Annotated in this window: 10 protein-coding genes; all 10 read right to left on the minus strand. The window is 55.1% G+C overall.

The window, feature by feature from the left end:
• Entirely contained in the window at window positions 1–777 is a 777-nt protein-coding gene (locus tag NTU47_11185; protein ID MCX6134366.1) for a hypothetical protein, read from the minus strand.
• Between the two features lie 35 nt (window positions 778–812).
• Window positions 813–2,252 carry a hypothetical protein gene (locus NTU47_11190; GenBank protein ID MCX6134367.1) on the minus strand — a complete coding sequence of 480 codons (1,440 nt, stop codon included), beginning with the start codon at window positions 2,250–2,252 and terminating at the stop codon, window positions 813–815.
• A gap of 91 nt (window positions 2,253–2,343) precedes the next feature.
• Window positions 2,344–5,148: a TonB-dependent receptor gene (locus NTU47_11195; GenBank protein ID MCX6134368.1), complete on the minus strand. Its 2,805-nt coding sequence runs from the start codon at window positions 5,146–5,148 to the stop codon at window positions 2,344–2,346.
• A gap of 36 nt (window positions 5,149–5,184) precedes the next feature.
• A complete protein-coding gene (locus NTU47_11200; protein ID MCX6134369.1) occupies window positions 5,185–5,364 on the minus strand; it encodes a hypothetical protein in 180 nt (59 codons plus the stop codon).
• 57 nt (window positions 5,365–5,421) lie between these two features.
• The gene (locus NTU47_11205; GenBank protein ID MCX6134370.1) at window positions 5,422–8,001 is read right to left on the minus strand and encodes a M14 family metallopeptidase; all 2,580 of its coding nucleotides are present in this window, start codon (window positions 7,999–8,001) and stop codon (window positions 5,422–5,424) included.
• 148 nt (window positions 8,002–8,149) lie between these two features.
• Window positions 8,150–8,677 (minus strand): hypothetical protein, encoded by a 528-nt coding sequence (locus NTU47_11210; GenBank protein MCX6134371.1) that lies wholly within the window; start codon window positions 8,675–8,677, stop codon window positions 8,150–8,152.
• Between the two features lie 58 nt (window positions 8,678–8,735).
• Window positions 8,736–10,313: a family 10 glycosylhydrolase gene (locus NTU47_11215; protein MCX6134372.1), complete on the minus strand. Its 1,578-nt coding sequence runs from the start codon at window positions 10,311–10,313 to the stop codon at window positions 8,736–8,738.
• Window positions 10,314–10,729: 416 nt separating this feature from the next.
• The gene (locus NTU47_11220; GenBank protein MCX6134373.1) at window positions 10,730–12,082 is read right to left on the minus strand and encodes an alpha/beta fold hydrolase; all 1,353 of its coding nucleotides are present in this window, start codon (window positions 12,080–12,082) and stop codon (window positions 10,730–10,732) included.
• 69 nt (window positions 12,083–12,151) lie between these two features.
• Entirely contained in the window at window positions 12,152–14,323 is a 2,172-nt protein-coding gene (locus NTU47_11225; protein MCX6134374.1) for a hypothetical protein, read from the minus strand.
• A 55-nt stretch (window positions 14,324–14,378) separates the two neighbouring features.
• Window positions 14,379–14,834, minus strand: coding sequence for a hypothetical protein (locus tag NTU47_11230; protein ID MCX6134375.1), 456 nt, complete (start codon window positions 14,832–14,834; stop codon window positions 14,379–14,381).
• Window positions 14,835–14,943: the final 109 nt, after the last annotated feature.

The following is a 14,943-nucleotide window of genomic DNA, read 5'->3' on the forward strand; positions in this document are numbered from 1 at the left end:
TCAGCGATGGATCAATTGTCTGAGTTCAGAGAATTCGTCCCCGATTGCTGCCGGCTCGAGGATTTTTTCCGTGAGCACGACGCCAGAAATTCCTGCAGCGAAGAGCGCATCCGTTTTCCCGGAGTCAGGGAGCTCGTCGAGTCGCAGCATCACCGGGATTGTTGCCCACGTACCGATCAACGCGACCGTCTCAGCATCGCACTCCGGCAGAATGAGCGCGTCTGCTCCTGCTTCCATCATGAAGGAGGTCCCGAGCTTGATGGCACCCATGTAGTTGACTGCGGAGATCTTGTCGCCGGTCGGCCGTATGTCCACCACGAGAGGGAGAGACAGCCGGTAACACTCACGCGCCAATAGTGAAATTGATCTGATGTTCTCCGCCTCCAGGTCCTCTCCAAAGCCGAGGAGGAATGTGGCCACGACCGCAGAGGCACCAAGCTTGAGTGCGTCCTCACCGTCCGATATGGCAACTCGCGTGGCCGTCGAGGCGGGGAGACAGAAATCCTTGTCGCGGTATGCGTTTGTCCAATCGATACGCACGAGGGGCGCAGCCCGCATCTTTCCTCCGAGCAGAGCGGCATGGTGCTCGAGCTGTCCGGGATTCAGGATCACACCGTCGAAAGAGATATTGCATCGTCTCAAGGCCTCGGAAATATCCTCCATTCCAGAACCCGCGCCCACAGATGAGGAACGCGTCATGTCCATTATAAGACATCGCTTGTCCCTGGAATCGATAAACTCGCTCATCCTGATGTTCTTGCCGACGTTGATATTCACGTTTCACTCCCTGAATTGTCTATACAGCATCCGTTTCAATCAGACTTCTTGCCAGGCTTCTCATCGGTTGACTCCGGCTGAGGACGGAGAGCCCTGCTGAGAGCCATCGCCGGACCCCAGTGACCCTTGCGTCTCAGCCAGGCAACGAGCTTGCGGGGATCAAATAGTCTCGCGAGCGAGAACAAAACCCAGCCGACGGTGACAGCCCGAAGAACAACCCACATGGCTTGCTCCCATGTTGAACCGTTCACGACAATGATGATTCCGACGAAAACTACGGGCGCCCAGAACAGCGGCCGTATAAGGTCACGTAATCCCTTTCGAACGGCTGCCTTCAGTGTTGGAGTTCCGACATCACCCGTGATACCTCTCGCGCCTTTGTCCAACATCGTCCTGATGCGGGCTGGCAGGCGATGACGGCGCAGCCACGCAAACAGCGTAGCGAGAGCAGACAATGTGCCGCAGACAACCGTCCACAGAGCGATAAGCGAGACGATTCCGGGAAGCTGAAGATGCAGATACTCCGCGGTCCAGCGGATCATCACATCGAGAGCAGGCAGGAGGTTGTCTCCAATCATCAGATACTGAAGGACCAATCCCTGCAGCGCCGCCCACGCCCCAACGAACCATCCTCCAACGAAGATCCCGACCACGTTCCATCCCAATATCGTGGATACGAAACTGAAGAGAAATCCCTGCACAGTGATGGCAAGCATCGGGCGCAGACGCCCGCCGTACGGCGAGAGCGCTTTCAAACCTGCGGAGATCACAGGTACCCACATCACCCGGCCCCTGTTCGCGAGCCGGTCTCCCGCATACATCATCACCAACGATTGCACCACCGACAAGAAAAGCCCGCTCATCGGGATCTTTGCCTGATGCAACGCGGAGCCAACCGTGGCCTCGAATCCTCCGGCTGCCGCTCCGAACTGTCCAACCCGGACCCAATCCGAATGATGCAATACCAGGTTCTGAAGCTGCTCCGGCACACCCGGTACGGTGACATCGAATACGACATCGAAAGGGGACCCCAACCGGTTTTCGATTTCCCGAACAACTTTTTCTCTCACAGCGATGACGACCACTTCCGGCTTCGAGCTCTGAATCGATTCCCAGTACTTCATGTGCCCGTCCCCCCGCGCTTCCAGCGGTCCGAACTCATCGAGGATAAGAAGCGACAGAGGATGCCTCGCTTTGAGCGAATCCGCCCACGCAGACAGTTCCTTCACTGTTCCCGGGTCAATTCGATACGGCGGCGTCAATGAAGTGTCCCGGCGGACGAACGGAAGCTGTTTTCCCGACGAGATGAGCTGAAGAACGTACTCCTCTGCTCCCATGCCCGCTTCAACGCGATCGTACGGCAGGGCGAGAAAGCCGTCAACAGACTTCCTTTGTTCCTTTGCCCACGCCGAAAGAGACGAGAGCACTGTCGTCTTCCCTGATCCTACCGGACCTGTCACTGCAACAAGAACCATTGGGATTGAGAAAACCTCTGGTTAATTGCCTGCCCGCCATCTTCTTGGCGGGGTGAATAGTGAGTGGTGAATAAGCGACTGCAATGTGCAACTAATATTCAAGGCGGAATCCGACGCGGATCTGTCTTGGTTCGCCGTATGTGTCGCCTACGCCCGTGCCAATGACGTAGTACCGATTGCCGTTTCCGAATGCATCATAAATATTGCGATAATCCGGGATCCGAGACTCATAGTATCTTGAGGGCTCGGAGCCCAACCATCCGTCCTCATCTGCACGCCCAGTCATCGGATACACGTTGATCACGTTCTTCGTGTTGAACAGATTCAGAACGTTTACGTAGAACTCGAGGGTGATCGGATCAAGGAACAAGAGCTTGCTGCACCGGAGATCAACATTGCACATCATCGGAGTCGTCGACGAGCCTGGCGCTTCCTGAGGTTTACTCATCCGGGCATCGACGAGGGGGCGAACCCCTGCACTCCAGACTGAGGCGGACCCTTGCGTCGTCATGGCCTCGATGCGGGTGTACGCGTGGCCGCCATTGAATGAGAGGAGCACGTTCAATCCCACACCTTCAAAAACCCCACCTATCTCACCTTTCTCAATCCGATAGTCGAGGTTCACCGTCGCGGTATGGGCGAAATTGAACGGGGGAAGGTACGTACTTTTTGGATAGCGCGCATTCACATCGGAAACAGTTACGGAACCGGATGTGGGGGACCATTCGGTCATGGTTGAGTTGGCCAGCGTATAGTTTGCTCTGGCAGAGACTCTTCGTGTGCGGGCGACTTCAAGCGTGAACTCCAACCCTTTTGTTGATCCATAATCCCGATTCATGAACGCGGTAAATACTCCTTCTCCCATGGAATCATAGTACCGACTTATCTGGATCTGTTGCTTCAGCTCTTTGTAATAGACGGCAGTAGTAAGAACCATGTTGTCTGTAAGCCGCTGCGATATTCCGCAATCAATGTTCATCGTCCGCTCGGGCTGGACGAAGAAGCCAAACTTTCCGGCATATGGACTTCTGGAGTTCGGACTCAGCCCAGCGCTGAACCCGGCAGACCCCTGGTAGAACAGATCCAGACGGGGGAACTGTGCATACTCGCCGTAGTGAGCGTAGAACGTTGTATTCTCGGAGGCCGCAACGGAGAATCCGAGTCGTGGAAGCAGGAGTCCGACGGGTCTTGTGTTCTCGATCTTGCTCTCGTCGATGATATTCAGACGTTGATTGATCCAGATGTTCCTGTAATCCGGCTGGCCCGTCAACGGGTTTGGCACGGGCTCAATGTATTTCAGACCCTCGTCAAAGAACTCATAGCGACCACCGATGTCGAATGCCACTCCACCCGACACATACGACACTTGCAGATAGGCTCCTCCATTGAGCGACTTGTAAGGAGGATCCAGAACTGCTCCTGCCGGGGCGCCGTCGAGCGTATATCCATCTGTTTTGCGTCCGAGATAATCATATCCGTAGTTTCCACCCACCAGAGATGCGAGGTAGAGCAAACGGCGCTCGTACTCGTTTGCAGGAGGGCGGTATTGGGCTGAGTAGACCGGTCCGGTAAGATAGTAGCTGATATATTGGAGGTCGAACAAACGGTGAGTCCATGAAGACAGGTGACCACCGATCCTTACCTCGATGTCCTTGCTTACTGAGCTGGAGAGATCAAGCGTAATTCCCAACGCGCCGTTCTCCCCTTTTGAGTACCGGTCGTTCGGCCAGTTCTCCGCCCGGAAATACATCATCCTCGTTCCCCATTCAGGCGGGCCTGAGTACCTACTGCGCCATAAGGCCGTGCTGAATCCCTTTGCCTCCCACTCGAGACTGTCGGGATACGATGCCCAATCGTCACCAAACGAAGGATCATATGTCCGGCTCTTCGAAAACTGGTACGATATGCCAAGTTCATAGCGCGTTGAAGGGGACAACGTGTGGGTCAGCTTGCCGGTAATGAACCACGTTGACAACTCGGACATCATCAAATGGCTTCCGCGGTAGTAATTGCGGAGAAGGCCGTTCGTGAACGAGTCACCCCATGAGCTTCCTTCGGGTTGGCGCGAATGCGAATATCCCGCCGCAAATTTCATCACCATTGGAAGAGAAGCGATATCTTTCAGGTCGACCAACAATGTCCCACTTACCTGGTTTTGCTCCCGCCAGTTGTTTGGGACATGATTTCTCAGTATTTCGATCGGACCAGGCAACGGGACTCCCCGCAATGAAGAACTGTACACTCCCTCGTCTACGAGACCGTCAATCTTGAACGGTTCCAAGAAAATGATCTGCCTGTCCCTGATGTAATTGTGCTCACCGGCGAGGAAGATCCTGATTGCCGGCGTCAGGAGAGGCCCGCTTAGAGTCCCGACAATGTTACGATATCCAAAGGCGGTGGTACCCAAAAACGTCTTGCCCGGCTTCGCAAAATCATCAGTCTGGACATCAAGGGAAGCCCTGAGGCGGCTGTCTCCTGTTCGCGTTGCGACAGAGAGTAATGCAGAATTCGCTGGTCCGCGTTCGACACCGAATCCGCCGGGTTCGAGCCTCGCTTCTTCCACCATTTCCTGGATGAGAGGAACGTGCATTCCCAGTGTTGCCGGGTTCGTGATGTCGAATCCATCCAGAAAGAATCTGATTTCATTCGCCCGGCCACCTCTGACATGCCAACCGTCTGCGTATCGGTTGATGCCGTTACTCAGGCCCACGATCGGCAAGATTCCGCGCAACGGGAGGTTTCGCATGTTCTGCTGACTGAAGACCCGGATGGTGTTCGTGCTGACAGCTTGAAGAGATGATCTCAATGCAAGGCTGTCCACTTGCATTTGAGCCCCTGCCCGGACACCGCCGGCGAAAAGGCACATCACAACAGCCCACAGAAGACCGTGCCCCATCCTGCCCCCCTTTCATGCCCACTGCGACGCTTCCAGCTACTTCAAGACGGACTTGATCTTCGGTATAACATCTTTCCCGTACAAGTTGCACACTCCCTTTTTTGCTGCGGGCTTGATCTTCAACTCCGCAATCGCCTTCTTCACTTTTGCATCAGACAAGCCCATGTGTTTCGCGAGTGCGCCTGCTGTCATCAGATCAGAGTTCTCGGTTTTCATTTCAATGCACCTTTCTTATTTGGTACTCTCGTTGACACTCGCACTGACGACGCAACGTCATTTTGTTGCTCCCCAATGAATCGCGTTGAAAAGCAATTTGAAGGTGACTTCGGTCTGTGCACGCTGCTGAACGCGGAATCCCAGGAGGACGATCTTCCCCTTACCGTACGTCAGGGCAACCGCCGCCGCTCTGCGCTGAAGCTTCTCAGCCCCCAGCATCCACCCGGACATCAGGATATCCTCGGATTCATTGGGATACCACGCCAGCACCCATCGTTTCGTCTCGGGAGCCGGAGGAGTCGTCTGGAAAGCAATCCGCTGGTTCACAAATCCGGGGACCTCTGCCGGCATCCCATAGCCGACGGGATGGCTTGCATCGATATACATTCTCAGCAACGATCCGGGGCAATTGAATTCTTCGCTTTTCGTCCTCGACAGCACGTTGACCACCGGGACGTTGAATTCGTCTGTGACAAAGTCGCACGCCGACGCCATTGCGATAAGCGTTCCACCCTGCTCCACGAAATCCTTCAGGTTCTTTACTCCCTCTTTTCCAATTCCGCCGGAAAACTCAGGGGGAAAATCGACAAAGTATTTCATGTCGCCTTCCTCGGGCTTCCGTTTTCCCTCGATCATGACTTCCTTCGAAACATCGGGAATGATGATCACATCATAGTCGCTCCCCAGCTTCCGTTCCTTGATGTCCTTTGTGGTGATGCTCTTCAGCGGAAACTCATACTGTTCGAGCACCCAGCGAGTCCATCCCTCGTCCATCGACGCAACCCATGGCTTGTACATGCCGAGTCTGAACTCGCCCACCTTCTCCATCTTCAGATTCGGTTTTTCAGTCAACCCGACGAGATCGAGCGAGTATTGTTTCGCGAGGGCGTCGATGCCCTTGATGTTCTCGACTACTACGGAGCCGCGGGGAAACTCCTTCCCCCCTGCACTGTATGCCTCCCCGGTGAGATTCACCGTACCTTTCTGTTGCAATGCATTGTTGATCAGTTTCGTCGCGCCGTTCGATTCGTGCGAAACAATGAACCTTGAGGCGCCCGCCTCTTTCACATTCCCCGTCGGCCAATCGGATTCTTTCAGCCCCCGGAGAGTGCTCTGTTTCTCTTTTAGAAGCGTGACTTTCTCCACGTTTACGCCCATCATCAACGGGAGAGACCAGGCAGTCATATCATAGGGTTGAACGATATTCGGTCCCGCCACGAGTTTTACTTTTGGATAGCGCTGAAGACCGAGCATTTCTTTTACAAACCGCCCGTACGGTTGAGCCGTCGGGATGTAGTACGCCCTCTCTGTTGCTGCATAGAGCACCTCGACTCCCCCCTCTTTCATCACGAAAGCCAGGTGGGCGGCGGATGCCGGGTCGCGCTGTTCAGCCGCGATGCGGAAGTATTCCCCGGGTGACCCGAGGTTGACCGCATCCAGGGCCATCATCGCAACACCGCTCAGGATGTCCTCGCGATGATTCGTGCAGGTTTCCAGCAACGCATCCGATGCGATGCGCTCGTAATCCATGATGTCGCGCAGACGCCAGATGCCCCCGGGCCACGGGTTGGGGAAATTCGCCTGCTGCTTGTATTCGACCAGGCCCTTCGTTCCTCCACTGAGCTCGTTGGGAGTGACTTCCACAGGCGTTCCCATCCGTGTCGACGCAACTTCTGTCAGGAGCCCCACGATGTTCTTCCAAAAACCAGTCTGGTCTGTCGCACCGGGCCAATACGTGTCGTACATCGCACCGTAGATGACTCCTGTCTTCTTCCTTTCCTCCAACCGCCACGACATCATTGTCCCTATATGGTCCACCATGCGCCAGACGAGCGGATGTACATTCTCGGCAACGGGATTCGCGAACGGGGGAGTGAAGATACGCGGACCTGTGGAACCCATCTGATGCTCATCCAGCCACACCTGAGGATACCATTCGTGATACACGGCCTTCGTTACCGCCTTAGTCTCCTTCTGGGTAAGCATGTACCAATCACGATTGTCATCGTGCCCGACGTACGGATGATAGAGAAACGGCGACCTGCCTCCTTCGTACTTCGTGCCCACGTACTTCCGATACCATTCGACCTCCATCAACTGGCCATCAGGATTCAGAGAAGGAATGATGAGAAGAATGACATTCTCAAGACGTCGAATCGTCTCCGGGTCCTGCGCTGTCACCAACGAGTGCGCCCACTCGAGGACCATCTGCGTGGACCCGATTTCCGTTGAATGGATATTGCAGGTCACGAGGACGATTGACTTCCCCTGATTGACGAGATCCTGGATCTCTTTCTGCGTAAGCCCTCGCGGGTCAGCGAGCTTCCTGGCGATCTCCTGATGCTTTGACTTGTTCTTGAGATTCTCTTCCGACGAGATCACGGCCATGACGAGGTCATTGCCCAGCGTCGTCGGGCCGAGGACCTCGACCTCGATCTTCCTCGAACCTTTCGCGAGTTCGTTGAAGTAAGAGACGATTTGCTTGTAGTCAGCGAGCTGGCGATCAGCACCAACCTCGAACCCAAGGAACTGGGAAGGAGTCGGAAGCTTCGATTGTGCAGCGATGGTGCTCCATCCGAGAACCATGAGCATGACAAACACACTGAACCGCCGGACGAGCAGAGGGAAGGGATGCATGGTGTGTCCTCCGAGTAGAAATGGTCAATAGATGCAATGCAACTTCATTTCGAATTGAAAGACAATACTCCGTTTTTCGCTCTTCGGGTTTCCCGTACGCTCCCATCGAATTGCCACAGCCCCATGCTTAGACATCAGAGACGACGTCTCAGAAGGATTGGGACCGCATCCCCATCTGGAGGTTCGATTCGGTGGACAGGCGGGCCATTTGATCAGGCACCACGTCCTTGGGCAGCTTGAATGATCTTGTGTATGCAGGCGGCAGATTTGGATCCAGGTATCCTTCAAGAACTACCGTGCCTTCTACGTCGTCCCATTTCACGACAATCTGCTTCTGTATTTTCAGATCAGGTTGGGTGTGCCGAAGAGCCACGCCCGCCGGTCTCGTTTCCAATCCCATCTGGTGCAGCGCATCGATCTCATCCGGATTGAATTCATTCGAGCTGTCCTCAGGAGCCCATTCCGAAGCACCCATCGGGGAGAAGAACCAGCTCACGAACTGCCTGGGAGTACCGTTGGGAAACAACACAAAGAACGACGACCGCGGGGCTTGAAACGGCGCTACCACCTGTTCAACGGAACTCGCTGCCCGCTGAAGGTCCGGGTCGACCGGCTCCCTCGAGCACGCCGCGATCGCCAAAGCGATCATGAGAAAACGCAGATGAGCCGCTTTCAAGTGTCCACCCCTCACCGTCTCGTTGTGTTCTCAGCAGCACCCAGGAAAACCTGGAAGCTCATTGTACTGCGGGAGCCGAAGAACGAATCATGTTTTGCGCCGAAGGCATGCTCTCGTTTCCGAGGCGATCGACAGCCGTCACCGCCACCCGGGTGACGTATTCCACTTTCGGCTGTGCAGTTTCTGTGCGCTGGCGTCCGCGCGCACGCTCCTTGACCGTTCGGGAGAACGGAATACCAACCATGCGATCCTGAGCATTCAGAATGGTGTATTCCCAGTTTTTCTCATACTGATAATAAACAACATACCGGAAAACGTCCCGCGCGTTCTCATGAGACCAGGTAACTACAAGTGTCGAATCGTTGGCAATCTCGACCGACGCACGGGGGGATGCAGGCGCTGTATTGTCGAGCCACCGCGAAGGGGGCACAAGAGCCGGTTTTTGATATGGACCGGATTTCAACCCTGCGTTCAGCGCGCTGCTGTCTTTCAGGAAGGCCTTCATGCTGAAGTGAATATGGCCCGGAGCGTCGTTGACGAATCCGCGTTCGATCATGATCTGATTGATGATTTCATCCGCCCCCTTTTCATCTGTCATTCTTCCGATGATCATGCCGGGCCAGAGATTGCGGCCCATAGTGTTCATCTTCGACCACCAGCCAAGAAGAACAGGAAAGCTCTGCGGAATCTGGTTGATGGGCCAGTACAGCTGCGGGGTCCAGTAGTCGATCCACCCCTTCTTCAGCCAGAGTTCGGCATCAGCGTAGAGGACAGCGTACTGATCAAACCCTGCGATTGACGGAGGATTTCCCGGGCGGCCGATTCCGAACGGACTGATCCCAAACTTCACGTGCGGCTTCTCTTTCTTGATTCCATCATACATTCGCTCGATGAAGACATTGACCGCGTCCCTGCGCCAATCCTCACGCGAGAGAGAACCTCCGGAATTCCTGTACTCCGTCCATGTGTCATCATCCGGAAAATTGCCGTCGCCATAAGGATAGAAGTAATCGTCAAAGTGCACGCCGTCGATATCATATCTGCGGAGGACATCCATGACGACATTAAAGGAGTGATTCTGCACCTCCTTCTTCGTCGGATTGAGCCAGTACATTCCGCCCCCGACGTCCTTCGCCAGCCCAGGTCGGGTCTTCACGATAGAACTCCCGGTGACCTCCCCTCCCTGCGGATGGTGGGCACGATAAGGATTGAACCACGCGTGCAACTCGATTCCCCGCCTGTGAGCTTCTGCAACCCAGAACGCGAGCGGATCATAGAATGGCTCGGGAGGTTTTCCCTGCGTACCGGTAAGATAGTACGACCAGGGCTCAAGCACGCTGTCATACAGTGCATCACACTGCGGCCGCACCTGGAGAATGATCGCGTTGAGTCGAAGCGCAGCGACTGAATCAAGGATTGCTATCGCCTCCCGCTGCTGATCCTCACTCGTCAGTCCCGGTTTGCTCGGCCAGTCGATGTTTGCGACTGTCGCCACCCAGACGCCGCGAAACTCGCGTTCTGCGCGAGGCATCTCGGGCAGCTTTGTTTCTTCCTTTGGAGGTCGGAGAAGGGCACAACCGGAGACGACAAGCAAAAGAGCGAACACCATAAGCAGGGCAGACGGTCTTCGGGACATACGATATTCCTTTTTCAAGTGCGGAAACTGCTGCGGCTGAGGGGAAATCCGAACTGGCGGTGTTCCAAAAACACGCAGAATCACAGCCATTTCGTCATATCGATGGTACAAAAGCGAAGGTTGAATTGCAAGGAGGGACGATTATCCGGAGACCGATCCGTTGGGAGATCTGGTCATCGAATCACCGGGCCAGATGAATACGAATTCGCACTCATGCACAACGATTCTGAAACTTGGTCAGGAACGGGCCAAGAAACAAGACAACCGACTCACCGATGGTTCTATTGTCAACTTCAATACACCTCGGAGATCGCATCGGACCAACGCATCAATACAACGATTGGGCACATTCAGGAGCTGACACAGTTTCGGCGTTCGTCACCGGAGGGCTGCGCATGCTTCCGTCTGAGTCACTGTCACTTCTTCGGTGCGTTTATCCATCGTGCAATGTCCTCGACAACTTCATCCTGTACATGTCCCGCCCTCCCATATTCCGCCGGAATGCTCTTCCCTGCTCCAGCGATGAAGAGGTGGTTCAGCTCTGGGTATAATTCGAAGCTCACATTCTTGTTGCCCCGCAACGCGTCCTTCCAACGTTCGTAGTCTTTCATTGTCACCTGGTAGTCGCGTTCCCCTTGCAGGATGAGCATGGGCATCCTGAGTGAAGCGGCGAGCTGTGGAGGATCGTAACCCTGCAGATCGATCCAGTACGAGGCTGGAGCCGCGAAGTAGGAATCCACTGACGAGGTGTCTGCTTTCGTCAGCTTCTTCACCTTGTCCCGCTCTTTCTCGATATTGCTCAATTGTTCGAGCTGCTTCTGCGGCGGGAGATCGCCTGACGAGCCGAGGTAGGCAATTTGCTCCACCATAATATCCTCGAGAGGTCTCGAAGCTCCCGCGAGGATGATCAGTCCGGCCAGTGCGGGATCCCCCACGCCAATCCTCGGCGCCAACATTCCGCCAAGGCTGTGGCCAAGCACGTGGATCTGCTCTGGGCTAATTCCATTCGTCCGCCTCAGCAATTCGACAGCCAGGAGTGCATCCTCAATAGCCTCCTCCTTCACCGTGAATGTCTGTTTCAGCACAACGAGTTCCTGTCCGTGTTCCTTCGTTCGCTTTTCATACCGGAGCACGGCGATTCCCCTTGATGCGAGCCCCCAGGCCAGATCGCGGAAAGGCTTGTTTGGTCCGATTGTCTCGTCCCTATCATTGGGTCCGGAACCGTGAACAAGGACGACTGCCGGACAAGGGCTCGGGCTCTTTGGAATCGTCAACGTTCCGTGTAGCGCCCATCTCCCCTTTCCCACCAGCACTTCTTCCTCGCGGAATGACTCACGGTTCACATACGCAGGGGCCTTGTATTCGATAGGGGGAACGGGTTTCGCATAGAACAAACCTGCTACTTGCTTCTTCTCATTCAGCACCACGCGCACGTCGGCGCTGTCCTTCTCGAACAGGCATGTCACAAGCACGATGTCATACAACCTGTATTTCTGAGACCACGCGCGGAGCTGCTTCTTGAACGGCCCGACGCGAACCAGGACCGTGTCCCACGATTCCTTTAGTTTCTCCGCGGACAGCACCGCGGTCATCGTGCTGTCAAAGAAACCAACGCAGGCGGCATATTCCCCTTTCGAGAGGAGACCGACGAAGTCCTTCGCTCTCATTATTGCCGAATCCGGGGCCGCCGCGACCGGTTGTTGGGCTTGAAGCACCGCGACGGACGAGACCATAAATCCCACGAACATCGCTGACATGATTCTTTTCATCGTGTTCCCCTTTAGTTCGTACTTGCCGGAGCACTCCGGCGCCATGATTCGTTGAAGAATCCGAGATGATTATTTTCTGGATACACTAAGGCGATGTTCCCCCGACGGAGCGATGACGACATACCCCTTCTCTCCCGCCAGGACCGGGAGCTTGACGGGGATCCCATCAAGCCGGATGGTTGCAGGCGCTTTGTTGAATACGAGCATGCATCGGGCAAGTGCGCGATAGGTGAGATCCATCTTCTCCCCGGATACTTCGCAGCCGAGAAGTTCATCAGACAAAAAGAGCAGACGAAACGCTGCCGCACGGGATGGGGAGATGCCTGGTTTCACCGTCAGAGTATGAGTTCCAGGCGGAATGATCACACCATCCGAATCCCCGCAGGGCCAGAGGCTGCCGTCGAGCCAGACCATTGTCTGAGCAGAGGTCTTCCAAGTCACAGTGTGAGGAGTGTTGATTTCCCACCCGGATGAGATTCTCGTTATGGACACGCCAGCCGCCATCGCAGCTGGAACGTGTTTCCAGTCGTGGCTGAAAACCGACGATTCACAGTAGACGCACACACGGCCGTTCTGTTCGCCGGCCCGTTGGAGTTGCTGCAGGAGTTCTATTCCCGTGGCCTGCTCTGTCGCGAATGTCATCTGAGTCAACGGATGAATCGGTACTACGTTGATATCGATCATCGATGGGCGTTCAGGGATGAGTGCGACCAAAGTTTTCCTCAGTTGTGCGTACCTCTCAGGTGACTTCGTCCACTCCATGTAAGGATCTTCCACGTTGAGCGTCACGCCGTACTCACGCAGAAGCGCAAGTGTCGATTTCTGGTCGAACCCGAGAAGATGGTCGAATTCGGGATGAAGCGTATTGTCGACGATTGTGTGAATCAGCTCCCAATCCCGTTTTCCATCGCTCTTCAGTTTTGAGACAAACTCGATTACCTGCCGCAGAAGACGGTTATTCACAGCCGTGCGGTAACGATAGAACTGATCGAGCGAGGCCGCATTCCGCTTCCAGAAATTCAGCGAGGTCGAATCCTCGAGCTCCAGCGGGTCATAGCCTGCGAGTACTTTGTATTCTGCGATTGCCGAAGGAGTAAACGGAACAAAATAGTCCGGTCGCGTCGGTCCTGCCAGGGCTTCGCCTCCAGCGCCGGTGATCGTGAACTCTGCGATATCCACACCGTCCCAGTCCTCTTTCAGAAGGCTGGAGAGATCTCGCAGCGCCGTCGTCAGGCAATCGGGATTCTGCAGATCCATCAAATGCAGGAAATCGAGCTTCGCATCCTGCAGGAGGGCATTCTTCTGGCGCCATTCGGGGTGCTGTTTCCAGAATCCCGGCCCAACGTGCGGCCACTCCAGCCACGCGTAGACCACTATCCCATTTTTGTGCGCGGCATCGATCAATCGCTTGTAATCGTAGGATGGAGTGTCGTGGTAGTACCAAGCGGCGGCATGAACGGCGCGGATCCCCCATTCGTGCCACATTGCGGCAAGTGTTTCGATCGGCACGTTGAAGCGATAGCCGGCATCGAAGTATACATCCAGCGCGTTGCGCCGAAAAGAAGGGGCGCACCGGAGTTCTTCAACGATTGCATCCGGAAGCGTCGGAAATCGGGAATACCCCTTCCCTGAAAGCTCATCGAACAGAGGCGACAGCACGATGCATCGTCCCCTGCCCAGTTGGATTGCGACACCGAGCGGGCGCCCTGAGACGGAATCGGCATAGAGGACTCGGGACAATTTCTTTGGATATCCGGCGATGGAGTGGACAGACGGATTGTCGGGCCAGTGCAGTGGAAAACCGGAGAGCCCGCGATCCACTACTGCGCTGACGCTCTGCGACGGTCCAAGGCGAATCCCCAACGCAGTCAGGAGAGGACTTGGCCCATCCGTGATGAGGTGCATCCCCCTTCTCACGCCGTTGATAACCGCCTTCATGCGAACGGGAGTCATAGCAAGAGCCGAGGCATGGGAAACCACCAACAGGGTTGTGCCTTCGAGATCCACCTTCGAGAAATGCCCCGGGTCCAGAACCGTGTAGGTGAATCCCATTCCCTTTAGAGCACCTTCGTAGCTTTCCTGGCTGAGAGAATCAGACCCCGAGGCGCTCGCGCTGCGAATAAACGCTGCCTTGACCATTTCTGGAGCGGAGACACGATGTCCGCTTCCGGCAATGCCAGAACGCACGCCGGAGATGAGGAGCACCAGCATAAGAAAGCAACCGACAAGGATGCGCTGCATGCGAGAATACGTGAAGGTGAGCAATGGTCTGAATTGATGTGAAACTCAGCAGCTGCTATTCCTGCAGCTTGAAGCGGATTCTCAACACTCCGTTTTCAAATGCCGTCGATCCTATTTTGAAACTTCCGATCTCTTTCGTTGTGGACGCATGCGGCCCGCTGCACGGGCACACATCGTACTCGCCAATCGTGATGACCCGTATGGTGTTTCCTGCATCTTCGGGAAGGCGCGAAAGCATGAAACGAGTCGCCGCTTCCTCTCGACCAAGAAAACTCTCCGTGATGGGCAGATCCAGGCCTATCACTTCGTTGACCTTCTTCTCGACGGTCGCAATTTCTTCCTGTGTAAGATCCCGGTCGAACCTGTAATCGCATTTCGATTTCTTCTTTTCGATGTGCGCGCTGAAAGCTCTTCCGCAGTTGAACATCCGCACCATCGTCTGATTCAGGATGTGCTCCGCGGAATGCATACGCGGATCGTATTCTTTCCTGTTTGGGTTAAAATCGTTCATGGAGTTTGGAGATGGGAATGTTCAGTTTTGAGTTTTCCGCCTCAGGCGGATCCGCCTTTGGCGGAGAAGTTTCAAGTGCCAAGTCGGTTTCGTCTATTGATCCGCCGTA

This window comes from Ignavibacteriales bacterium (assembly GCA_026390595.1).
Lineage (GTDB): Bacteria > Bacteroidota > Ignavibacteria > UBA10030 > UBA10030 > UBA9647.

What these genes read in the sequence shown, in the direction of transcription:
- NTU47_11215 (MCX6134372.1), bottom strand. Translation starts at nt 10,313, where the DNA reads ATGTCCCGAAGACCGTCTGCCCTGCTTATGGTGTTCGCTCTTTTGCTT.
- NTU47_11190 (MCX6134367.1), bottom strand. Translation starts at nt 2,252, where the DNA reads ATGGTTCTTGTTGCAGTGACAGGTCCGGTAGGATCAGGGAAGACGACA.
- NTU47_11220 (MCX6134373.1), bottom strand. Translation starts at nt 12,082, where the DNA reads ATGAAAAGAATCATGTCAGCGATGTTCGTGGGATTTATGGTCTCGTCC.
- NTU47_11205 (MCX6134370.1), bottom strand. Translation starts at nt 8,001, where the DNA reads ATGCATCCCTTCCCTCTGCTCGTCCGGCGGTTCAGTGTGTTTGTCATG.
- NTU47_11230 (MCX6134375.1), bottom strand. Translation starts at nt 14,834, where the DNA reads ATGAACGATTTTAACCCAAACAGGAAAGAATACGATCCGCGTATGCAT.
- NTU47_11200 (MCX6134369.1), bottom strand. Translation starts at nt 5,364, where the DNA reads ATGAAAACCGAGAACTCTGATCTGATGACAGCAGGCGCACTCGCGAAA.
- NTU47_11225 (MCX6134374.1), bottom strand. Translation starts at nt 14,323, where the DNA reads ATGCAGCGCATCCTTGTCGGTTGCTTTCTTATGCTGGTGCTCCTCATC.
- NTU47_11195 (MCX6134368.1), bottom strand. Translation starts at nt 5,148, where the DNA reads ATGGGGCACGGTCTTCTGTGGGCTGTTGTGATGTGCCTTTTCGCCGGC.